This is a genomic window from Marinomonas spartinae (genome assembly GCF_016461715.1).
GTDB lineage: Bacteria > Pseudomonadota > Gammaproteobacteria > Pseudomonadales > Marinomonadaceae > Marinomonas > Marinomonas spartinae_A.
This window is the reverse complement of sequence record NZ_JAEMUI010000010.1, coordinates 64,748-87,118: the sequence shown is the minus strand read 5'-3', so window position 1 is coordinate 87,118 and position 22,371 is coordinate 64,748. Positions and strand designations below refer to the sequence as shown.

Genomic DNA, 22,371 nt, shown 5'->3' with positions numbered 1-22,371 from the left:
GATAGCCAAAAAGTAGGTTAATAGATGAAATTTTCAGTAATCATCATAGTGTATTCAGATAATCAATTGTAAGCTGTCTAGAGGTTTCCCAAGGCTAAGTAGTACCGTTTTTTTGCTAACAATTTTCCAATTACTCCCTATTAACAAAAACGAGTGTTCTAGACGTGCAGCATAACTCCATTCTTGCTCACCCCGACTTTCGGTATAAATTAACTGGCATAGGCTATTTGCAGCGCTATTATTTTCTTCGATAATAATTTCTGGTCGCTGTAAGAGATGCTGAGAACGGCTACGAGGTTGTTGTGAGAAACTGCGAGAGTTATTCAGTCTCTTTATACGTAACTGAGTAATAAAACGATCTTCATATAACAAAGAGGGTTCGTAGAGAGGATCTACCTGGTTATGAGTAAGAGGAATCCAAGAGGTAAAACTATCGTCTAATAGTCCTAACCATTCCTCATAGCGCTGTTCATCAAGTAATTTTGACTCTAAATATACTAAATCTTCTAAATGATGGATAATATTGTTACGCATTTTCTTCCTCCATCATTGACTGCCACATTGAATAGAAGTTACGCATTGCTATTTCACTAGTACCGACGGTTTCTTTGGTTTCCTCCCAACTTTCCCCTGGCTGATAAAGACGAGCAATATTAACCCACAGACTTGCTTGACTTTTTAGTCCTTCCATTGCACGTTCATACATCTCCACATCATCATGAGCCACCATAGAACATGGCGAATTAATTAAATTGTTATACTGTACGGTACGCTCTAACATTTCCTTAGGCGCACCTTCCAATTCAAAAATCCATGATTCAACAACAGTCTCGCTCGCTGAAATAGGTCGGATAACTCTTAATGATTGAATAGGGCCTTTAACCATCAAATTAGGAAAATATACGGTGTTGTGCCTAGTATCACCTAGGATTTGCTTAGTGCGAGCTTCACCATAAGTTTCAATCATACTTTCCCAGTACCCTGAAATTTCAGAGTAGTCGCTGTGTATTGAGTTACTTACACCAGTATGTCCATGTCCATTAGGCCAAATACGAATTCCCATGTCAGCAAAGAAGGCATGAGACGACATAAAAGGGGAAAATAACTCAACGACCATAGGAGGTTTAGCTTGACCTTCTTGAGTCTCTGACCAAAGTTTTATTGCTTCGCCAGCAGATGACTCATGGGCAACCATTGGATGGCAAGTATCAGTCTGATTGTCCATGACCATTTTCCAATTGCAACGATGTCGATGACGTAACGCTTTTCCAACAATACGAAGTTTCCCATAAGGAGATCGTTCAACCATGTTGTCCAGCGTCGACAGGGAGTTACCAAAGAAAATATCAAATGGTAATCCAGACTCACTCAAGCGTATAAAAATAAAGTCCCGATAATTCTGAACACAAGCAACTAGCTTCATTCCTGCGTTAGCTTCACAATTAGCAAAAGTGCATGACTCGTACTCTTTTTTCACTGGAATACTCAGTAGTTCACCAGAAGTTCGGAATGTCCACGCATGATAGGGACAGCGTAAAAAACGGCCACAGTTTCCTGATTTTTCACTGAGAACTTTCACTCCTTTATGAGGGCATCTATTATACAACACCTTCACTTCACCACTACTCTGCCGAATTGCCACAAGGGGCTGAGAAGCAATTTCTGTGGTAAAATAATCACCAGAGTTAGGGATCTGGCTGGCATGACATAAATAAAGCCAACTTTTACTAAATATTTTTTCCTGCTCTTCAGAAAAGATTTCTTCGTCAAGATAAACGGATCTGTGAACTTCTCCACCATTGAATAATACTGGTTTAGTCATAATTTTATTTTCATATTTCAAGTTTAAGACGCATCCCTTTTGCTCGAGATACACAAGGATAAATTACCTGACCTAATTCAGCTTCCTGCTTCGTCATTATAAAATCACGATGGTCAATCTCCCCCTCGATAACTTGAAGAGCACAAAGCCCACATTCTCCTCGACGACAGTCATATAAAGGGTCTAGCCCTGCTTTTTCCAAGGCATCTAGGAGGGTTTGATCAGGTAAAACCCGAAAAATAATGCCAGATTGAACAGCTTCAACTTCATAGCTTGGCTCCTTTTCACCTTTCGAAGATGATGAGGGTGTAAATAGCTCAAAAGCAATGTTATTGCGTGGAAACTGTTCATTATCGCAGTACTCAAATACTGCTTTTAGTAAACGTGGAGGACCACAAAGATGAATTCGATCAGAAAGTGTCAGTTTACCAAGTAGTTTAGATAGAGAAATACTAGGACTATCCTTAGTATGAAGAAATAATCTTTCTCCAAATAACTCAGCTAACTCTGGCGCATAAATAGCTTGTTGCATATTCGTAGAGAAATAATGAAAATCAACGTTTCCTGCAGACTTATTAATATGACATGCAATACCAACAAGTGGTGTTATTCCAATACCTCCAGCAATCACTATATTACGGCCATTTTTTGATGCAATTTTTTCAGGAAAATGATTGAAAGGACCTTCCATTTCAACATATTCTCCTTCTCTTAGTGACATCAAATACTGACTGCTAGGAGATTCAGGATTTAGCTTCATTGCAAAAGTTAACTCTTTTTCTTGTGATGGAAGGAGGACACAAGAATAATGTCGCCATGAGCAAAGTTCAGGGATATACCATTTGAAATGAGCTCCTGGGCTCGGATTCACTACTGCCTCTTGATTATAAACAGTGATTTCCCGAATAGACTGTCCGATGTCTCGAATACAGCTTATCTGATATAGACTCATTCTTTACAACGCCTCAGCCGTTTCTTGTAGATATCGCCATAGCGGATTACCGCTATGCATATCAATAATCACTACGGACCAGCGAGAAGAACCTTTATCTTCTTCCTGATGTACTTCACGATAGCGTATAACAATGCTGTCTTGTGTTTCTAATAGCGTTTCACATTGCTCAATTGTAATGGACAAGGATGGGCGACTTCCTATGTTCTGCCGAAATAGCGCTTCAACCTGTTGTAGACCGACAAGATTCCCAGAAACTGGGACCATGGAAAAAGTCGGGCTGAAGCTATTCAGTAGTTTCTCTAGAGACATAGAGTGCTTTGAATCACCAGTAAATACATCTTGAATCCATTGATGAAGCTCGATAACGCTGTGATGCGCGACTAACTCTCTTTCGGATAACATAACGAGTCCTTTTTCTGGGTGAGTTTTTTAATCAGTAGCAAGGGGCTAAGCCCAACAACTGAGGCTATTAAAAATGTCAGTTGGTAGGCTGACATATCCGTGGTGTACTGTTGCAACAAGTTAAAAACTAATGTGAAAAAAGCAGCACCGATACTGAAGGACATCTGACGATTCAGATTCCAGATAGTACTGGCTCGAGTAAGTTGCTCTTCGTCAAAATCCATCATCGCCGTTGTCTGGGCTGTATTGGCACTTATTCCTCCTCCCATGCCCATCAATAGGTAGGCGATAATCAATAATGGCAGTGTGAGATTATTTCCCGCTAAAGAGAGAACCGCGATCCCAGAGGAGTGTAATAATAAACCAGATAGAAATAATGGCTGTGCACCAATACGATTATAGAGTCGGCCACCCATTACCATGGCAAAAAATGACCCTGTCGCATAAAGTATCATCAATGATCCAGTTTGCTCCGCCGACCAACACAGCTCATCTTGAAGAAAAAATATACTCAATAGGTTCACTCCTGTGAAGACACCAGGAACCGCATGGTAAATCAGTACAGAAAATCGCATATGAATATTATGCAGCATTTTGAGATCAAGAATGGGGTCAGACTTATCCTGATAGTACTTCAAGTAAACCATAGCAAAAACAAAGCCGATGATAAGAAACAATAATGACTTCAGTTTTGAACCAGCATCGGCGTAAAGAGAAAGCCCTATGAGTATTGTGGCCAATGAAATACTAACCAACATTAGCCCCTTTAGGTCAGGGCGTTTTACCTTCGTTTCCTCAGAGCGAATCCATAGTAGGGCTAATAAAGCCGTTAATAAACTAAAAGGAATATTGCATAAAAATACCCAACGCCAAGAAGCATTGTCAACAATGATACCACCAATAGTCGGTGAGATAGCGGGAGCAATCAAAGCGACCGCCATAACAAGTGTTGATATTTTTGCTCGTTCTTTATTTTTAAATAAATTAAAGGTGAGAGCTTGACCAACGGGAATAAGCAGGCCACCACCCACGCCTTGAATAAAACGAAAAGTGACTAAAGAATAAAACTCATTTGCTGTACCAGCTAATAATGCACCCAATGAAAATATAAGCATGGATGCTACAATGGTTAATCGAGCGCCAAATTGACTGGCCAACCAATTACTAATAGGAATAATCAGTGTCAGGCCAAGAATATAACTATTTGCAACCCAAACAATACTAGACGCTGATACAGATAATTCTCTGGCAATATCAGGAAGAGAAATTGCTGACATAAATATATTTATACAGTCAATAAAAAAACCGATCAAAAAAATGAGAGCAATTCGGTAGCGATAAACCATGAGCAACCTCTGACAAAAATTTTATGGCCGGAATACTATAGAGTTTGACGGAGGGTGACGAGCTGTTTAGACTAAACACTAAGTTTAATGAGATTTAACAATGTATGTTTAACAATCTAAAACGTATCCATATTTTCATCACTGTCGTTGAAAGTGGCTCATTCTCCAAAGCGGCGGATCGACTATTCATCAGCAAAGCGATGGTCAGCATCCATATCAAATCCTTAGAAGACTCTCTGAAAGTTCCACTATTAATCAGAAACTCCAGAGGCTTTGTGATGACTGAAGCGGGTGAATTACTCTATAACGATTTTAAAGAGACATTTTCAAATATTCAGACATCATTAGAAAATGTTGTTGAGAAGCATCATTCTCTCACTGGAAATTTAAGAATTTCTTCCACTGTCGAATTTGGAGAGGTGTTCTTAATACCTATTATTGCTGATTTCTGTCAATCTCACCCAGATATTACAATTAGTTTTCATGCAGATTCTTCATTAAATAAATTAGTCAATGAGCAGATTGATTTAGCGGTTAGGTTGGGTACATTGCATGATTCGTCTTTAAAAAGTCGAAAGATCGCCCATTATAATATTATTATGGTGGCTTCTTCACAGTGGCTACTAAAAAACCCTCTTACTTCATTAGAGGATGTTAACTCAGCCCACTGGATTGCTAACAGTAATCTAAAAAATCCGACACAATGGACTTTTCATAATAAAGATAATCATGAGTTCAAAGTGAATGCTACCGCAAAATTTAGTACTAACTCATCAATATCTATAAAATCTATGGTGAAATCCAACCTGGGTATCGCCATATTACCCGAATGGATAATCAAAAAAGAATTAACAGACGGGGATTTTGTTCATTTATTTCCAGACTGGAGTCTTCCTAAACAGGATATCAGTGTTGTTTTTACAGGAGACCACCGTGTTCGTCTTAAATGCAGATCATTTATCGATCATCTAGTACAACATATAAATGATTTATAATAAATAAAAGCCATCTTCTAAATGAATCTAAAAATAGTGTGATACTCCCTATCCCACGGTCATTTTTGCTTTCGGGTAGGCCAAAAAGTCGGCTAATGTAAACGACCAATAAATATTAAAAAGAGGTAAAAACACTAGCGAACTCTGGAGAAGCAAAAACCACTCGTAAAAAAGCATTGGCTTGCGTCAGCTACCACACCTTGTGCGAGTTGTCCAAAACGGGAGCAATGGGAAGTATCCTACTATAAACCGCTCCAACTGGAACAATTTATAGTAGGGCAGGTAACAGCTATTAAATCTAGGGTTTCAGATTCACAACAATACGGCCACGAACCTTGCCATTCATTAGAGCATGGGCCGTTTCAACCACCTCATCGAGGGTAATCTCATGGCTAATCGTCGCGAAGTCTTCCGGTTTTAATAGTTCACCCAAACGTTCCCATGCCTCGATACGATCTTCAAGTGGACGCATGACACTATCAATACCAATTAATTTAATGCCGCGTAAAATAAACGGGGCAACCGAAGCTGGAAAATCCATACCTTGAGCAAGGCCACAGGCGGTTACCACACCACCATATTGGGTACTGGCACACACGTTCGCTAGCGTATGACTGCCAACACAATCGATCGCACCAGCCCAACGTTCTTTTTGCAGCGGCTTTCCTAGTTCAGACAGATAATCCCGATCAATGATTTCATTCGCACCTAAGCTTCTTAGATAGTCACTTTCTGCCATTCGACCTGTGGAGGCTAACACGCGATACCCCAAACGACTTAATAGACGAATCGCAAAGCTGCCAACCCCGCCATTTGCACCAGTGACTAAAACTTCTCCAGACTCCGGCGTTACTCCCTGTTTTTCCAACGCGAGTACAGACAGCATGGCAGTGTAACCGGCCGTACCAATGGCCATAGCGTGTTTGGCTTCAATGGTCTTAGGAAGTGGGATTAGCCAATCACTTTTTAAACGGGCTTTTTCTGATAAACCTCCCCAATGCTTTTCACCAACACCAAAACCATTGAGAATGACAAAATCCCCTTTGGAAAAGCGCGGAGAATCGCTTTTCATGACTTGTCCAACCAGATCAATCCCCGGCACCATTGGAAAGGAACGGATAATGGGACCCTTTCCAGTGATCGCCATACCGTCTTTATAATTTATCGTACTGTAGTGAACATCGACTAGAACATCACCCTCGGGTAACTGATCTTCATTTAGCTCAACGATGGATGCCAAGTTTTTCTTGTCTTCTTGCGTGATCAATAAGCCTTTAAACATAAACCCTCCAAATTTAGACTGATCGTCTAATTAAATAACAAAAAAACCAAGTATTGATACTTGGTTGATATTTTTAATACGTTTTAGATTGAATTGCTTTGATAAAAAATGCCATAAACAGGCTCAAGGGTTGAATGCTTTTTATCAACCTAGCCCGATGAACCGCACCTTCCCAACCAATCCAAAATGCTTGAGACGTCTGTTCAATACTGACTTGTAAATCCATTTCACCTTGCTTTTGGCTTTCTAATAAACACTCAGCTACCCGCGCCTGCCAGCTTTGATAGGTCGCTTGCAATTGTTCTCGAAACAATTCAGACAATAGGCTAGATTCTTGTTCTAAATTCCCCACTAAACAGCCACGCTTAAACTTATGACGGACAATGCCATCCTGAGCGTCCTTGGCGAAACGTTGTAATCGTTCTAGGGGAGAAAATGCCTCATCCAGTAAAAAGCCATCTAGTTTCGCTTCAAAATAGCGTCGGTAACGCTCTAAAACGGCCAATCCAAAGGCCTCTTTACTAGAGAAGTAGTGGTAAAAAGATCCCTTGGGTACGCCAATCGATTTTAGAATTGGCTCAATACCACTGCGGGTAAAACCAGATTCCGTCAATATCAACATACCAGCCCGTAACAAGGCTTCCCGAGTATCCTGAGAATCTGATGATGACTTTTTAGGCCTCCCGCGACGAGGCTTATTTACTAAGTCAGTACTGGATTTAGATTCATCTAGAGTGTGGAGCACATTCTTATTCCTAGTAATTGAGTGTCATAGCTATTAATTTAGACCACTCGTCTATTAAATTCAAGAAAGTTAATTCAACCATTAAGAATCCGATTGACCCATATCTCTTTTACACCACTGCATTTTCTCTTAATTTATCTTTGGTAGGAGACGCTCCAAAGTAGCGTTTATAGTCGCGACTAAATTGATGAACACTCTTATAGCCCACTTCGAAAGACACCTGTCCAACCCCCAATATCCCCTGATTTAGCAACATTTGCGCCTTGAGAAGGCGTAAACGTTTTAAATATTGCAAAGGGGAAGAACCCGTTATGCTTTTAAAATGGTGGTGAAAGCTCGACGCACTCATATTGGCATTTTCTGCCAATTGCTCAACCCGTATTTCCTGATCCAGCTCGGTATGCATTTGCTTGAGCGCCAATACAATACGAGAGAACAATCCTTGATTGGCTACCAGCGCCCGAATGGCATCTCCTTGAGAGCTTTGTAATGCTTCAAAAATCACTTCTCTCACTCGGCTAGTCCCCATAATTTTTGCCGTGGTTTCATCGTGTAGCGCACGTACAAGCCGTATAACAGCTTCTTGCATTCCACTACTCATGGCCACAGACGCCATAGGCGAACAAGAGGCATTTTTGTGAGGGTCGATTTCCACAGGATCCACTACCAGCTCTGCTAACATAGCAGGATCAATATGGATGGATAAGCCTAATAGGGGTTCATCTTCGGTAGCAAAGGTTTCGCATTCAAAAGGCAAAGGCAGGGTCTGTACTAAGTAATGTCCCGAATTGTAATGAATCTCTCGCTCTCCTATATATCCTATTTTTTTTCCTTGCGCGATGATGGTCAAACTCGGTTGATACATCAGGGGGCTACGAGGAATCGTTCTAGAGCATTTTATCAAACGCACCTGATCAATAAGGCTGCTTCTAACGCCTTCCAAAGAGGCAATAGGTCGCAGTAAATCCACTAAATTGCTCTGTTTTTCTGGAGTTATCATCATTTCGGGTCACTTATATAAGATATCGGGCAAACATTGTGTAGGAAATAAAGAGTTCGGCCTTTTTGTAGGAATAGGCAAAATACTACCAGAATTGCATAACAATAATCTCCTCTATTTACCCTACACTGAGAGCACATTAAGACATTCACTAACAGATTAGGAGTTAAGTAATGAGTCAAGCAAAAGCTTATGCTGCGACATCCGCAACGACACCTTTAGCACCTTTTACTTTTGAACGACGCACATTACGTGAAGATGATGTGAATATTGATATTCTTTACTGCGGTGTTTGTCACTCAGATATTCATACCGTTGAAAGTGATTGGGGACCAAGTGAATACCCTGTCGTACCAGGTCATGAAATCATCGGCAAAGTCACGGCAGTCGGCAATAAAGTGAGCCAATATAAAATAGGCGACATTGTCGGAGTAGGCTGTATGGTCGATTCTTGTCAGCATTGTGCCCATTGTGCCGCAGACCTGGAACAATATTGTGATAATGGCGCTGTGGGTACCTACGGTGGCCATGATTTAATTGATGGCACACTCACTTATGGCGGTTATTCTGACCACATTGTAGTACGAGAAAAGTTCGTTTTGTCCATTCCAGAAACCTTAGAGCTAAGTAAAGCAGCCCCTTTATTATGCGCAGGCATCACCACTTATTCACCACTTCGTCATAATGGCATCAAAGCAGGGGATAAAGTAGGGGTCTTGGGCATGGGTGGCTTGGGTCACATGGGGGTGAAATTTGCCAAAGCCTTCGGTGCTGAAGTCACCATTTTTACTCGCTCCGAAAGCAAAATCGCCGAAGCAAAAAAACAAGGTGCCGATCACGTCATTGTGTCAACCGATGAAGAGCAAATGAAAGCCGCTGCGCTGACGTTTGACTATTTGTTGGATACCATCCCAGTACAGCACGATCTCAACCCTTATCTCAATGTCTTAAAAGTCGACGGCACACACATTCTTGTCGGTCTTATTGAACCTGTTGAACCACCGGTTCATGCTGGAAACTTGGTCATGAAGCGACGTATCCTTACGGGGTCGTTAATTGGTGGAATCGCCGAAACACAAGAAATGTTGAATTTCTGTGCTGAACACCAGATTGAGTGTGATGCGGAGATGATCAACATCCAAGACATCAATGAAGCTTATCAACGTATGAAAAAAGGCGATGTGAAATATCGCTTTATCATTGATATGCAAAGCCTGAAAAGCGCTTAACATCTAGCTTTATAACGTCTTATAGTCAAAAAGCGCCTAGTTGGCGCTTTTTTTTGGCCTTGTTTCTTATTAATTGATGCTTCTCCTGCTTACCCTACCAACCAAGTCATTAACAGGCGCTTGCGAAAATGACGAAGTTACCCACAATTTCAATATTTTGGTCCGTTAAAAACTTTATACACAGCTCAAACTTATCCCATGTCAACCTATTGACAGCAAAATTATTCACATTATTTTTTTGAGCAAATGTGAAAGTTAAAATTTTTTTCTTTTTTTCGCTTGTGGACTATTTTTTACTAACAGGCCAAAAACACCCTGTGGACTACTATAAAAAAACCTTTAAAAACAGATAAAAATAATTCAAAAATACATTTTTTCAAACTGTTGATAACTATGGTGATAGATAAATAAGAAGTTTTGCACAGTTTTTAACAACACAGAAAGAAAAAGACGCTAGTGTATAAGTACTCAAGTTATTCACAAGTTCAGTCTGTTCATATCACAGGTAAGTAGACCATACATCAACAAGATGTGAATTCTATAACTAAATGAAATATAAAGATTTTTATGGGTTGTTAACAAAAATAGAGGTTCTATATAAACATAACTAACATAAAAACCCTATATACATAATGATTTTATTAATATTGATGACCGGGGGATAGTCGTTTATCTCTCTTTCTTTTTCAAAATTAGCCGATATACTAGGCCACCTTATCGAATCTGTTCGTTTTTTATTCATTAGTCATTTATTTATTAGCAATACCGAGGTTCCCGTGGATTTCCCAAGTCGCTTTGATGTGATTGTGGTTGGTGGTGGTCATGCCGGCACAGAAGCCGCTTTAGCAGCAGCTCGTATGGGTGTGAAAACACTTTTATTGTCACACAACATTGAAACATTAGGACAAATGTCCTGTAACCCAGCCATTGGTGGTATTGGGAAGTCGCACCTAGTAAAAGAAATTGATGCTTTGGATGGCGCGATGGCACTTGCTACTGATAAAGCGGGTATTCAGTTTCGTACATTGAACTCTCGCAAGGGGCCTGCTGTTCGAGCCACGCGTGCTCAAGCTGACCGTATTCTTTATAAAGCAGCCATTCGTTATCAATTGGAAAACCAAGAAAATCTTTGGTTATTCCAACAATCAGCCGAAGATCTGATTGTTGAAAATGGTGCGGTTCGGGGTGTCATTACGCAAACGGGCATTCGTTTTAATAGTAAAACCGTTGTGTTGACAGCGGGCACTTTTTTAGGAGGCGTCATTCATGTTGGTTTACAAAACCATTCTGGTGGTCGTGCTGGTGATCCTCCATCCATTGGCTTAGCAGAAAAATTGCGTGCTTTGCCATTTCGAGTAGACCGTCTTAAAACGGGGACACCCCCACGAATAGATGCGCGCTCGGTCGACTTTAGCCAAATGCAAGAACAACCTGGTGATGATATAACGCCTGTGATGTCTTATATGGGCGATCGCTCAATGCATCCACGTCAAATCAATTGCTTTATTACCCATACCAATGAACGCACCCACGATATCATTCGTGCAGGTATGGATCGTTCGCCTATGTATACCGGAGTGATTGAAGGGGTTGGGCCACGTTACTGTCCCTCTATTGAAGATAAAATTGTGCGCTTTGCGGATAAAAACTCCCATCAGATCTTCATTGAACCGGAAGGCTTAACGACCCACGAGTTGTATCCGAATGGCATTTCTACTTCTTTGCCATTTGACGTACAAATTGAATTGGTCCGTTCCATGAAAGGTATGGAGAATGCGCATATCATTCGCCCAGGTTATGCGATTGAATACGATTACTTCAATCCACAAGACTTGAAATATTCCTTAGAAACCAAGCACATGCCTGGTTTGTTCTTTGCTGGGCAGATTAATGGCACAACGGGTTACGAGGAAGCGGGCGCTCAAGGTTTATTGGCGGGCTTAAACGCTGCTTTATTAGCACAAGACAAAGAAGCTTGGACACCTCGTCGTGACGAAGCTTATTTAGGCGTGCTTGTTGATGATCTGATTTCAATGGGAACAAAAGAACCCTATCGTATGTTTACCAGCCGTGCGGAGTATCGTTTGATTCTTCGTGAAGACAACGCGGATATGCGTTTAACTGAAAAAGGTCGTGAACTTGGTTTGGTATCGGATGAGCGTTGGGCGGCTTTTTGTAAAAAACGTGAAGCCATCGAATTGGAAACTCAGCGTCTTAAATCCAACTGGATTGTACCCAATTCTCCTGAGGCTGAAGTTATTAATCCAAAATTGGAAACGCCAATTTCTCATGAGTACAGTTTGTTGGATTTATTGAAGCGTCCAGGGGTGGTGTATGCCGACATTGCTCATCTGAAAAATGCACCTGCCGATGCGGTTGATGAACAAGTGTCCGAACAAGTTCAGATTGCTGTGAAATACGCAGGTTATATTTCCCGTCAAGCGGAAGATATTGAACGTTTGCGTCGTCAAGAGAACACGCCGTTACCGGAAGATTTGGATTATTCTAGGATGGAAGGTCTGTCCAATGAAATTAAGCAAAAGCTGACTCAGGCACGACCTGCCACGCTTGCTGCGGCGTCACGCATCCAAGGTGTGACCCCCGCTGCGGTGTCCTTACTATTAATTCACTTGAAAAAACGTGCGATTACACGCAAAAGTGCCTAGAATCTACAGCCGATAACGCCGATTAATTGGATTCGACTGTGACACATTTTGCTGCCATTCAAAAAGGCGCCCAACAAATGGGCGCCCATTTATCTGATAAGACCATTCAGACTCTAGTAGACTACCTTGCCATGTTGCAAAAATGGAATAAGGCATACAACCTCACGGCAATCCGTGATGTTGATCAAATGATCTCATTGCATTTATTAGACAGTCTGGCCACACTGCCTTTTATTAAAGGTGAACGTATTATTGATGTAGGGACAGGACCTGGGTTACCTGGTATGGTGCTTGCTATTTGTTACCCTGAAAAGCACTTTACTTTACTAGACAGTAATGGCAAAAAAACCCGTTTTTTAACTCAGGTAAAAATGGAGCTGGGCATTGATAATGTTACAGTTGCTAATGAGCGAGTTGAAAAACACGCTCATCAAGGTGAGTACGATCATGTTATTTCACGAGCCTTTGCCTCATTACAAGACATGATAAACTGGACCTTACCACTACCTAAGGACACAGGTAATTTTTTAGCTATGAAAGGGGTACACCCAGATAAAGAGCTTGCTAATTTGCCTTCTGAAGTGGAAGTTGTTGACATTAAATCACTGAATGTACCGAATATTCAGGCGGAACGTCATATGGTCATTATGGTGCGTAAAGGATAATAGCATGGCGAGAATAATCGCAGTCACGAATCAAAAAGGGGGAGTGGGTAAAACCACGACCTGTGTAAACCTCGCCGCCTCATTGGCCGCGATGAAGCGACGTGTGCTTTTAATCGACCTTGATCCCCAGGGGAACGCCACGACAGGCAGCGGACTCATTAAAGAAGAGCTTGATACGAGTGTCTTTGATGTTTTAGTGGGAACCCATGGCGTTAAAGAAGTGATGAAGCCCGTCATGGAAGAGACGGCTAATCCTGGTAAATATTGGGTGTTGCCCGCCAATGGGGATTTAACTGGGGCAGAAGTGGCTTTGTTGGACTTGCCCAGTAAGGAAACGCGTTTAAGAGCGGGGCTGTATGAAGTAGATAATGACTTTGATTTTATCCTGCTTGATTGCCCACCGGCGCTGAACATGTTAACTGTCAATGCGTTGGCCGCTTCCCAAGGGGTGTTAATTCCGGTTCAATGTGAATATTATGCCCTAGAAGGGTTGACGGCGTTATTGCAAACCATTGACCGTATTACCCATGCCTTAAATCCGTCACTAGAAATTGAGGGGATTCTGCGAACCATGTATGATCCTCGCCCTAGTTTGACCCATGATGTATCGGGTCAATTACAAAAACATTTCGGTTCTAAGGTGTATGATACGGTGATACCTCGTAATATACGCCTTGCTGAAGCGCCAAGTTATGGACTGCCTGTTTTACATTATGAAAAAGAGTCCCGTGGTGCCATTGCTTACCTTGCCTTAGCAGGTGAATTTATCCGTAAACGCTCTGCGTGATAATGCGCAAAGACAAGTAAGATCTGATTTCAATTAGGGTTAAAACATGACGATGAAAAAAAGAGGCTTAGGTCGTGGTCTGGACGCTTTACTGGCACCACAAAAAGCGCCGACCGATAGTGTTGAGTTATCTGAGCACAGCGAAGCCATCAAAGGCCTGACTTATTTACCGGTTGAATGGCTTTCTAAGGGCAAATTCCAACCTCGTCGTGATATGAACCCTGCACACTTGGATGAATTGGCAATATCAATTCGTAACCAAGGCATTATGCAGCCTATTGTGGTACGCCCCAACGGTACTAACCAGTATGAAATTATCGCTGGTGAACGTCGCTGGCGTGCTGCCAAATTAGCTGAGTTAACTCAAGTCCCGGTTATTATTCGTCATGTAGAAGATTCCGATGCCGTGGTGCTTGCCCTCATTGAGAACATCCAACGTGAAGACCTCAACCCTGTTGAAGAGGCGTTAGCGTTGCAACGTTTGATTGAAGACTTTCATCTGACTCAACAAGAAGTAGCTGATACAGTGGGCAAATCACGCTCTACGGTCGCCAATTTACTCCGCTTACTTGGTTTGTCGCCAGAAGTTCGTCGCTTATTAGAGCATGGCGATATTGAAATGGGGCACGCTAGAGCGTTATTGCCTCTAGAGCAAGACAAACAAATTCAAGCCGCTTCACAAGTTGTTACAAAGTCCTTATCAGTGCGTGAAACCGAACGCTTAGTCAAAAATTATCAATCGCCTATTAAAGAAGATAACGCCGCTCCTGAGCTTCCTGACTTGAGTGCTGAAGCAGAAAGAATTAGCCAAAAAATCAATGCTTCCGTCAAAATTCAGCCTTCAGCAAAAGGAAAAGGTAAGGTGGTGATCGAATATCGTAACCCTGAACACCTTGAGTTATTGATAAGTGAACTGTTCTCGAAAAAATAAATTGGCCCGATTATCGTCCGCAAGATTGCCAGAACTTCTTAATCAGTGAGTGTTTTTTGACAGCGGTTTAAGTTGATCATCGTTTGTATTACCCATATAATGCGTCGGATTTTAATTGTGCATTTACTTATCCTTAATGTTTGTGACATGAATTCATATGTCTTAACGCTTTGGTACAAATGTAAGGTTAGTGTAAGCAATAATTAAAGATTGACCCTATTGGTTATCGAACTATAATGGCGCATGTTTGTCTCATCATGGTGCAATTGCAACGACTCACTGCGAATGGTGCTAAAGCCTGATGGATAGAAGATTAAATACGACGCTTATCAATAAGCTACTGGTTACTCAGGTATTAGTCTTAGCCGTATTGGCCGCATTGTTTTATGGGGTGCAAGGGACAGAAAACGCGCTGGCGGCGATTTTTGGCGGCTCAATTGCCATAGGAAATGCGCTGTTGCAGAAATGGCATCTTATTCGCGCTGCAAAAGCAGACAAATCGGATCCAAGAAAAGATTTAAATAAAGTATACCGCTGCATGATTGAGAGGTGGTGTTGGACCCTCGCCATGTTTGCATTAGGATTCGGGCTGTTGAAACTAACAGCCTTTACTTTATTGGCGAGCTTTGTAATAACACAAGCTGTGTTATTTTTTTTACATAAAAATTGAACAATTGCTTAGAAGAATTTGAGGTTTAGTAAATGGCGAGTGAAACAATTAGTTCTTCAGGTTACATCAAACATCACTTACAGAACCTGACTTTTGGGCAGCATGCTGATGGCTCTTGGGGCTTTGCTCACACTGCTCAGGAAGCTGCCAATATGGGATTTTGGGCAATCAATGTTGATACCATTGGGATGTCTGTTCTTCTTGGCGTATTGATGATGTGGTTTTTCCGTCGTGCTGCGAAGAAAGCAACATCTGGCGTGCCTTCTGGCTTAGTCAATTTTGCTGAATGGATTGTCGAATTTGTCGATGAGAACGTTCGTAGCTCCTTTACTGGCCGTAACCCTCTTGTTGCTCCTCTTGCATTGACCATTTTTGTCTGGGTTTTTCTGATGAACCTTGTAGACGATGTGATGGTTGATTTAATACCTCAAATTGCGGTGTTCGTTGGCGAACACGTATTTGGTGCGGATCCTCACCATGTTTTCTTTAAAGCGGTTCCGACAACGGATCCCAATGCGACGTCTGCTATGGCACTGGTTGTATTTGCTTTAATGGTCTTTTACGGCATCAAAGTAAAAGGATTGGGCGGGTTCTTAGGTGAGTTAGCGTTCCAGCCGTTCCCTAAATGGTTATTCCCAATTAACTTGGTATTGGAATTGGTATCACTGATCTCCAAACCTGTTTCATTGTCATTACGTCTATTTGGTAACATCTATGCTGGCGAAATGATCTTTATCTTGCTTGCAATCATGTTCGGTGCTGGATGGATCCTTGGTCCTCTTAGCGGCCTGTTACAGATTGGCTGGGCTATTTTCCACATTTTAATTATTGCATTGCAAGCTTATGTCTTCATGATGTTGACCATTGTTTACTTGGATATGGCTCATCAGAAACATCACTAATTTAGGTTTTTATTTGTACTTTACGTTGAGTTTATAGGAGAGAAAAATGGAACAATCGTTGTTGTTTATTGCTGGTGCTCTAATGTTAGGCCTAGGTGCTCTAGGTGCGGCAATTGGTATCGGTATTCTAGGTGGTAAATATTTGGAAGGGGCTGCTCGTCAGCCAGAATTAATTCCTTTATTGCGTACACAGTTCTTCATCGTAATGAGTTTGGTTGACGCGGTTCCTATGATCGCAGTCGGCTTGGCTATGTACGTTCTGTTCGCCGTGGCTGGTTAAGATTTTAATCCCCCATTAGCGGACAAACATACGAGGTACAGGCATGAATATCAATGCAACCATTATAGGCCAAGCAATCGCTTTTGTGATTTTTATCGCCTTCTGCATGAAATATGTATGGCCACCTATAATGCAAGCGCTCGAAGAGCGTAAGAAAAAGATTGCGGATAGTTTTGAAGCAGCAAACCAAGCAGCACGTGAGTTAGAGTTGGCTGAAGAAAAAGCCGCTCAAACGTTACGTGAAAGCAAGGAACATGCCGCCCAGATTATCGAACAAGCTAACAAACGTGCTAACCAATTGATCGATGAGTCGAAAGAGCAAGCAATTGCTGATGGCAAGCGTCTTCGCGAAGCGGCTCAGGCTGAAATAGAGCAAGATGTTGTGCGTGCCAAAGAAGCATTGCGTGCACAAGTTTCTGCTCTTGCTTTTGCCGGTGCCGAGAAAATTTTAGGCGCCACTATTGACGAAAAAGCACACAGCGAGATCGTTGAACAGCTCGCCAAAGAGCTTTAAGCGAGGATCTAATGGCTGAACTTAAAACCGTCGCGCGGCCATACGCCAAAGCAGCTTTTGAAGTCGCTCGTGAGCAAGGTCATGTTACAGAATGGGCTAATATGCTGAGCATATTAGCTACTGTTACAAAACAACCGAAGCTTAAAACAGCACTTGGAAACCCTGCTTTTAGTGCGCAAGAGAAAGCGAGCGCTCTGGCACAGGTTTGTGAAGAAATAACCACTGAACAAGGTAAAGCATTTTTGCTTAACCTTGCAGAAAACAAGCGTTTACTCTTGTTACCTGCGATTTCTGAGTTATTTCAACAGTTCAAACTGAATTATGAAAAAGCCGTCGATGTTAAGTTGACGTCTGCTTTTGAGTTGTCAGCAGAACAAGCACAAACATTAGCCGATTCGTTAGCGAAGAAGTTGGATCGTAAGATCAACTTAACTAACGAAACAGACGCAAGCCTGATTGGTGGCGTGGTTATCCGTACCAGTGACTTAATCATCGACGGCTCAGTTCGTGGTAAATTGACGAAACTGGCCGAGGCGATAAACTCCTAGTGTTTCTTAAATTGAAACCAGGGTTGAGGAATGTAGCATGCAGCAACTGAATCCATCTGAGATCAGCGAGATTATCAAGAAGCGCATCGAGAACCTTGATGTCTCTTCAGATGCCCAAAATGAGGGCACAATTGTCAGCGTGGCAGACGGTATCGTTCTGATTCACGGTTTGGCAGATGTTATGTACGGGGAAATGATCGAATTCCCTGGTGGTATTTTCGGTATGGCCTTGAACCTAGAGCGTGACTCTGTAGGTGCGGTAGTACTGGGTCAATACCAAGACCTTGTAGAAGGTCAAAAAGTAAAATGTACAGGTCGTATTCTGGAAGTTCCAGTGGGTCCTGAATTGCTTGGTCGTGTTGTTGACGCGTTGGGTAGCCCAATCGACGGCAAAGGTGCGCTCAATGCAAAAATGACAGATAAAGTCGAAAAAGTCGCGCCAGGCGTTATCGCTCGTCAAGGTGTTGATCAGCCTATCCAAACAGGTTACAAGGCGGTTGACTCCATGGTTCCGGTTGGTCGTGGTCAGCGTGAGTTGATCATCGGTGACCGCCAAGTGGGTAAAACAGCACTGGCAATCGACACCATCATCGCGCAAAAAGACAGCGGCATTAAGTGTGTGTACGTTGCGATTGGTCAAAAACAATCGACTATCGCTAACGTTGTTCGTAAGCTTGAAGAAGCAGGCGCAATGGCATACACCACGGTAGTTGTGGCGGGAGCTTCTGATCCTGCAGCAATGTTGTATTTAGCACCGTACACAGGTTGTACTATGGGTGAATACTTCCGTGATCGCGGTGAAGACGCATTGATCGTATACGATGATTTGACAAAACAAGCTTGGGCTTACCGTCAGATTTCGTTACTACTTCGTCGTCCACCAGGTCGTGAAGCGTACCCTGGTGACGTATTCTACCTCCACTCTCGTCTTCTAGAACGTGCATCTCGTGTTAGCGTTGATTACGTTGAAAAATTCACCAACGGTGAAGTAAAAGGTAAGACGGGTTCTTTGACGGCATTGCCTATCATTGAAACACAAGGTGGTGACGTATCTGCTTTCGTACCAACCAACGTAATCTCCATCACAGATGGTCAGATTTTCTTGGAAACGAACTTGTTTAATGCGGGTATTCGTCCAGCGATGAACGCGGGTATTTCCGTTTCTCGTGTTGGTGGTGCAGCACAGACTAAGATCGTTAAGAAACTAGGCGGTGGTATTCGTCTGGCCTTAGCTCAGTACCGTGAATTGGCAGCGTTTGCTCAGTTCGCATCTGACTTAGACGAAGCAACTCGTAAGCAGCTAGAACATGGTAAACAGGTTACTGAACTGATGAAGCAAAAGCAGTTCTCTCCTATGCCTGTAGCGGATATGGGTATTGTCCTTTACGCTGCCAATGATGGCTACCTTGTGGATGTTGAAACAAGCAAGATTGCGAGTTTTGAAAGTGCGTTGATTAGCTACATGAACAGCGAACATGCTGAACTAATGGCTGACATCAACAAAACAGGCAATTTTAACGGCGAGATTGAAGCGACATTTAAAGCGGCAATCGAGAAGTTTAAAGCGACACAAACTTGGTAATAAGCTTGGTGATAGGCTCTTCGCTTAGTCCATCACCAATGTTACTTTGCAGTTTGTGAAATAACATTCTCACAAGGGCAGTTCTATTATGGCAGTCGGAAAAGAGATACGTACTCAGATTTCGAGCATTAACAATACGCGTAAAATTACTCGTGCTATGGAAAAAGTAGCCGCCAGTAAGACGCGTAAAGCTCAGGATCGTATGGCCGCTTCTCGTCCGTATGCGGAACGAATTCGCCAAGTCGTTGGTCATTTGGCCAACGCGAATCCTGAGTATAAACACCGTTACCTTATCGAGCGTGAGGCGAAGCGTGTTGGTTATATCGTAGTCTCTTCTGATCGTGGTTTATGTGGTGGTTTGAACGTTAACGTGTTCAAAGCCGCACTAAAAGAAATGAAGCAGTTTTCTGATTCCGGTGTTCAGGTTGATATCTGTGCAATTGGTTCTAAAGCGGTTTCATTCTTCCGTAACTACGGCGGAAACGTAGCAGCCGCTTTTACAGGGTTAGGTGATACACCTAAAGCTGACGATCTAGTTGGTAGTGTAAAAGTAATGCTAGATGCATTTGACGAAGGTCGTCTTGACCGTTTGTATGTGGTTTCTAATGAGTTCGTGAATACCATGACTCAGAAACCCAAGGTTGATCAACTTTTGCCATTGCAACCAGAAGAGAATACAGAGTTAAAGCACCATTGGGATTACATTTATGAGCCGGAAGCCGTTGATATTTTGAACGAGTTATTGGTTCGTTACATAGAGTCTCAGGTATATCAAGCGGTTGTTGAAAACATTGCGTGTGAACAGGCCGCTCGAATGATTGCCATGAAAAACGCAACCGACAACGCAGGCGATATCATTGATGAATTGCAGTTGGTGTACAACAAGGCTCGTCAAGCAGCGATTACTCAGGAAATTTCTGAGATAGTTGGCGGCGCGGCAGCGGTTTAAGGTATTTAGGTATTAAGAGGATCCGAACATGAGTAGCGGACAAATCGTACAGATTATCGGTGCGGTCATCGACGTGGAATTCCCACGTGACAATGTGCCAAAAGTATACGACGCCCTCACTATCGAGGGGAAAGAGTTGGTGTTAGAAGTTCAACAGCAACTAGGCGACGGTGTTGTTCGTACCATCGCCATGGGCTCTACAGATGGTATGAAACGTGGTTTGACAGTGGATAACACTGGTCACCCAGTATCGGTCCCTGTAGGTACCAAAACACTAGGACGTATTATGGACGTTCTAGGTAATCCAATTGATGAAAAAGGCCCTATCGGTGAAGAAGAGCGTTGGTCTATTCACCGTCAAGCGCCTTCTTACGACGAGCAGTCTGCTAGCAGCGAATTGTTGGAAACAGGTATCAAGGTAATCGATCTTGTCTGTCCATTCGCGAAAGGTGGTAAAGTTGGTCTGTTCGGTGGTGCCGGTGTAGGTAAAACCGTAAACATGATGGAGCTTATCCGTAACATCGCCATCGAGCACAGTGGTTACTCTGTATTCGCCGGTGTTGGTGAGCGTACTCGTGAGGGTAACGACTTCTACCATGAGATGACTGACTCGAACGTAATCGATAAAGTATCTCTCGTATACGGCCAAATGAACGAGCCACCAGGTAACCGTCTACGTGTTGCTTTGACAGGCTTGACCATGGCGGAAAAATTCCGTGATGAAGGTCGTGACGTACTTTTCTTCGTCGATAACATCTACCGTTATACGCTTGCTGGTACCGAAGTATCTGCATTGCTAGGTCGTATGCCATCAGCGGTAGGTTATCAGCCGACGCTTGCGGAAGAAATGGGTGTTCTTCAAGAACGTATCACCTCTACTAAGACAGGGTCTATTACCTCTGTTCAAGCGGTATACGTCCCTGCGGATGACTTGACTGACCCATCGCCAGCAACAACCTTCTCTCACTTGGACGCAACGGTTGTATTGTCTCGTGACATCGCTTCTTTGGGTATCTACCCTGCGATCGATCCTCTAGACAGTACGTCTCGTCAGCTTGACCCATTAGTTATCGGTCAAGAGCACTACGACGTAGCACGTGGCGTACAGATGGTATTGCAACGTTATAAAGAATTGAAAGACATCATCGCGATCTTGGGTATGGACGAGTTATCTGAAGAAGATAAGCAAACGGTTAACCGTTCTCGTAAAATCCAACGCTTCTTGTCTCAACCTTTCTTCGTTGCAGAAGTCTTTACCGGCGCACCAGGTAAATATGTTTCTTTGAAAGACACAATCCGTGGTTTCAAAGGCATTCTAGAGGGTGAGTTTGATGACTTGCCAGAACAAGCGTTCTACATGATTGGTAGCATCGACGAAGCCGTCGAGAAAGCTAAAAAACTTTAACCATCACGCATAGTAAGGACGCACTGCGTTCTTACTGAGCCTGACTAAGAGAGGCAACTTATGGCTATCACAGCAGTACACTGCGATATCGTAAGCGCTGAGCAAGAGATCTTTAGCGGAGCCGTTAAGTCTCTTTCGGCTGCAGGCAGCTATGGTGGCTTAGGCATTATGCCAGGGCATTCTCCATTGCTGACAACGTTGCAACCAGGTCCTGTTCATGTGGTTAAAGAAAATGGTGATGAAGAGTTTATCTTCGTGTCTGGTGGCTTCTTAGAAGTTCAACCACACAGCATTACCGTTTTGGCTAACACAGCTATTCGTGCAAGAGATCTTGACGAGGAAGCGGCACTAAAAGCGAAGCAACATGCGCAAGAGCTTTTAGCGAACCAAAAACCAGACGTCGATTATTCTCGTGCAACAGCGGAATTGGCAGAAGCCGTCGCGCGCTTGCGTACTATCCAGCAGTTCCGTCATAAATAAAAGGCACGTGCTGGAATCTGAAATCAAAAAAGCAGCCGAATGGCTGCTTTTTTTATATCTTTTTTTATGCTTCTTCCTAAGGGAAGACAAGTGTCTTATAGCATGCTTGGGGTGGATGAACATAAACGATTTTATGGATATAAAGCCAACTTCTCGATGCGGCCTCACAAACTTGGTAACCATGATTGACTAGATAATGATCTGCAAAGTAATAAA

At 42.7% G+C, this 22,371-nt stretch carries 23 protein-coding genes; 15 read left to right on the top strand and 8 right to left on the bottom strand.

The features are described from left to right. Positions 1–54: 54 nt before the first annotated feature. The 5 genes from JHD45_RS10950 to JHD45_RS10930 are packed head-to-tail and all read right to left on the bottom strand — an operon-like array spanning position 55 to position 4,525. On the bottom strand, positions 55–534 hold the full coding sequence (locus tag JHD45_RS10950; protein WP_199476560.1) for an aromatic-ring-hydroxylating dioxygenase subunit beta: 480 nt from the start codon (positions 532–534) through the stop codon (positions 55–57). After that, positions 527–1,822, bottom strand: coding sequence for an aromatic ring-hydroxylating dioxygenase subunit alpha (locus JHD45_RS10945; RefSeq protein ID WP_233407765.1), 1,296 nt, complete (start codon positions 1,820–1,822; stop codon positions 527–529). Before JHD45_RS10945 ends, JHD45_RS10950 begins: the two co-directional genes overlap by 8 nt. Before the next feature lie 10 nt (positions 1,823–1,832). Further along, entirely contained in the window at positions 1,833–2,774 is a 942-nt protein-coding gene (locus tag JHD45_RS10940) for a flavin reductase family protein (protein ID WP_199476558.1), read from the bottom strand. Positions 2,775–2,777: 3 nt separating this feature from the next. Continuing rightward, positions 2,778–3,179 (bottom strand): hypothetical protein, encoded by a 402-nt coding sequence (locus JHD45_RS10935; protein WP_199476557.1) that lies wholly within the window; start codon positions 3,177–3,179, stop codon positions 2,778–2,780. Further along, positions 3,158–4,525 (bottom strand): MFS transporter, encoded by a 1,368-nt coding sequence (locus JHD45_RS10930; RefSeq protein ID WP_267905967.1) that lies wholly within the window; start codon positions 4,523–4,525, stop codon positions 3,158–3,160. The genes JHD45_RS10935 and JHD45_RS10930 overlap by 22 nt, the downstream gene beginning before the upstream one ends. Positions 4,526–4,629: 104 nt before the next feature. Between JHD45_RS10930 and JHD45_RS10925 the strand changes: the two genes are divergently transcribed. Next, on the top strand, positions 4,630–5,520 hold the full coding sequence (locus JHD45_RS10925) for a LysR family transcriptional regulator (RefSeq protein ID WP_199476555.1): 891 nt from the start codon (positions 4,630–4,632) through the stop codon (positions 5,518–5,520). Between the two features lie 298 nt (positions 5,521–5,818). Here JHD45_RS10925 and JHD45_RS10920 read toward each other — a convergent pair whose 3' ends face one another. The 3 genes from JHD45_RS10920 to JHD45_RS10910 all read right to left on the bottom strand — a co-directional run bounded on the left by JHD45_RS10920 (position 5,819) and on the right by JHD45_RS10910 (position 8,550). Beyond that, a complete protein-coding gene (locus JHD45_RS10920; protein ID WP_199476554.1) occupies positions 5,819–6,802 on the bottom strand; it encodes an MDR family oxidoreductase in 984 nt (327 codons plus the stop codon). Positions 6,803–6,875: 73 nt separating this feature from the next. Further along, positions 6,876–7,547: a TetR/AcrR family transcriptional regulator gene (locus tag JHD45_RS10915; RefSeq protein ID WP_199476553.1), complete on the bottom strand. Its 672-nt coding sequence runs from the start codon at positions 7,545–7,547 to the stop codon at positions 6,876–6,878. Positions 7,548–7,656: 109 nt separating this feature from the next. Further along, on the bottom strand, positions 7,657–8,550 hold the full coding sequence (locus tag JHD45_RS10910) for an AraC family transcriptional regulator (protein WP_233407764.1): 894 nt from the start codon (positions 8,548–8,550) through the stop codon (positions 7,657–7,659). Positions 8,551–8,720: 170 nt separating this feature from the next. Here JHD45_RS10910 and JHD45_RS10905 point away from each other — a divergent pair, with 170 nt between their 5' ends. From JHD45_RS10905 to JHD45_RS10840, 14 genes are all read left to right on the top strand, one after another. Continuing rightward, entirely contained in the window at positions 8,721–9,776 is a 1,056-nt protein-coding gene (locus JHD45_RS10905; RefSeq protein WP_199476552.1) for an NAD(P)-dependent alcohol dehydrogenase, read from the top strand. A 776-nt stretch (positions 9,777–10,552) separates the two neighbouring features. Continuing rightward, positions 10,553–12,442, top strand: a complete 1,890-nt coding sequence (gene mnmG / locus JHD45_RS10900; RefSeq protein ID WP_199476551.1) for a tRNA uridine-5-carboxymethylaminomethyl(34) synthesis enzyme MnmG — start codon at positions 10,553–10,555, stop codon at positions 12,440–12,442. Between the two features lie 38 nt (positions 12,443–12,480). Beyond that, positions 12,481–13,107 carry a 16S rRNA (guanine(527)-N(7))-methyltransferase RsmG gene (gene rsmG, locus JHD45_RS10895; protein ID WP_199476550.1) on the top strand — a complete coding sequence of 209 codons (627 nt, stop codon included), beginning with the start codon at positions 12,481–12,483 and terminating at the stop codon, positions 13,105–13,107. 4 nt (positions 13,108–13,111) lie between these two features. Continuing rightward, a complete protein-coding gene (locus tag JHD45_RS10890) occupies positions 13,112–13,894 on the top strand; it encodes a ParA family protein (protein ID WP_199476549.1) in 783 nt (260 codons plus the stop codon). A gap of 46 nt (positions 13,895–13,940) precedes the next feature. After that, the gene (locus tag JHD45_RS10885) at positions 13,941–14,825 is read left to right on the top strand and encodes a ParB/RepB/Spo0J family partition protein (protein WP_199476548.1); all 885 of its coding nucleotides are present in this window, start codon (positions 13,941–13,943) and stop codon (positions 14,823–14,825) included. Between the two features lie 301 nt (positions 14,826–15,126). Beyond that, the gene (locus JHD45_RS10880) at positions 15,127–15,495 is read left to right on the top strand and encodes an ATP synthase subunit I (protein WP_199476547.1); all 369 of its coding nucleotides are present in this window, start codon (positions 15,127–15,129) and stop codon (positions 15,493–15,495) included. A gap of 32 nt (positions 15,496–15,527) precedes the next feature. Beyond that, a complete protein-coding gene (gene atpB, locus JHD45_RS10875; RefSeq protein WP_199476546.1) occupies positions 15,528–16,397 on the top strand; it encodes a F0F1 ATP synthase subunit A in 870 nt (289 codons plus the stop codon). Between the two features lie 46 nt (positions 16,398–16,443). Further along, positions 16,444–16,677: a F0F1 ATP synthase subunit C gene (gene atpE, locus JHD45_RS10870; RefSeq protein ID WP_067011741.1), complete on the top strand. Its 234-nt coding sequence runs from the start codon at positions 16,444–16,446 to the stop codon at positions 16,675–16,677. Between the two features lie 43 nt (positions 16,678–16,720). After that, positions 16,721–17,191: a F0F1 ATP synthase subunit B gene (locus JHD45_RS10865; RefSeq protein WP_199476545.1), complete on the top strand. Its 471-nt coding sequence runs from the start codon at positions 16,721–16,723 to the stop codon at positions 17,189–17,191. Between the two features lie 11 nt (positions 17,192–17,202). After that, a complete protein-coding gene (locus tag JHD45_RS10860; protein ID WP_199476544.1) occupies positions 17,203–17,739 on the top strand; it encodes a F0F1 ATP synthase subunit delta in 537 nt (178 codons plus the stop codon). Positions 17,740–17,776: 37 nt separating this feature from the next. Next, positions 17,777–19,321, top strand: coding sequence for a F0F1 ATP synthase subunit alpha (gene atpA, locus JHD45_RS10855; protein WP_199476543.1), 1,545 nt, complete (start codon positions 17,777–17,779; stop codon positions 19,319–19,321). An 88-nt stretch (positions 19,322–19,409) separates the two neighbouring features. Further along, the gene (gene atpG / locus JHD45_RS10850; protein ID WP_199476542.1) at positions 19,410–20,270 is read left to right on the top strand and encodes a F0F1 ATP synthase subunit gamma; all 861 of its coding nucleotides are present in this window, start codon (positions 19,410–19,412) and stop codon (positions 20,268–20,270) included. A gap of 28 nt (positions 20,271–20,298) precedes the next feature. Next, positions 20,299–21,675, top strand: coding sequence for a F0F1 ATP synthase subunit beta (gene atpD, locus JHD45_RS10845; protein WP_199476541.1), 1,377 nt, complete (start codon positions 20,299–20,301; stop codon positions 21,673–21,675). Positions 21,676–21,735: 60 nt separating this feature from the next. Next, the gene (locus tag JHD45_RS10840; protein WP_199476540.1) at positions 21,736–22,155 is read left to right on the top strand and encodes a F0F1 ATP synthase subunit epsilon; all 420 of its coding nucleotides are present in this window, start codon (positions 21,736–21,738) and stop codon (positions 22,153–22,155) included. Positions 22,156–22,371 lie beyond the last annotated feature (216 nt).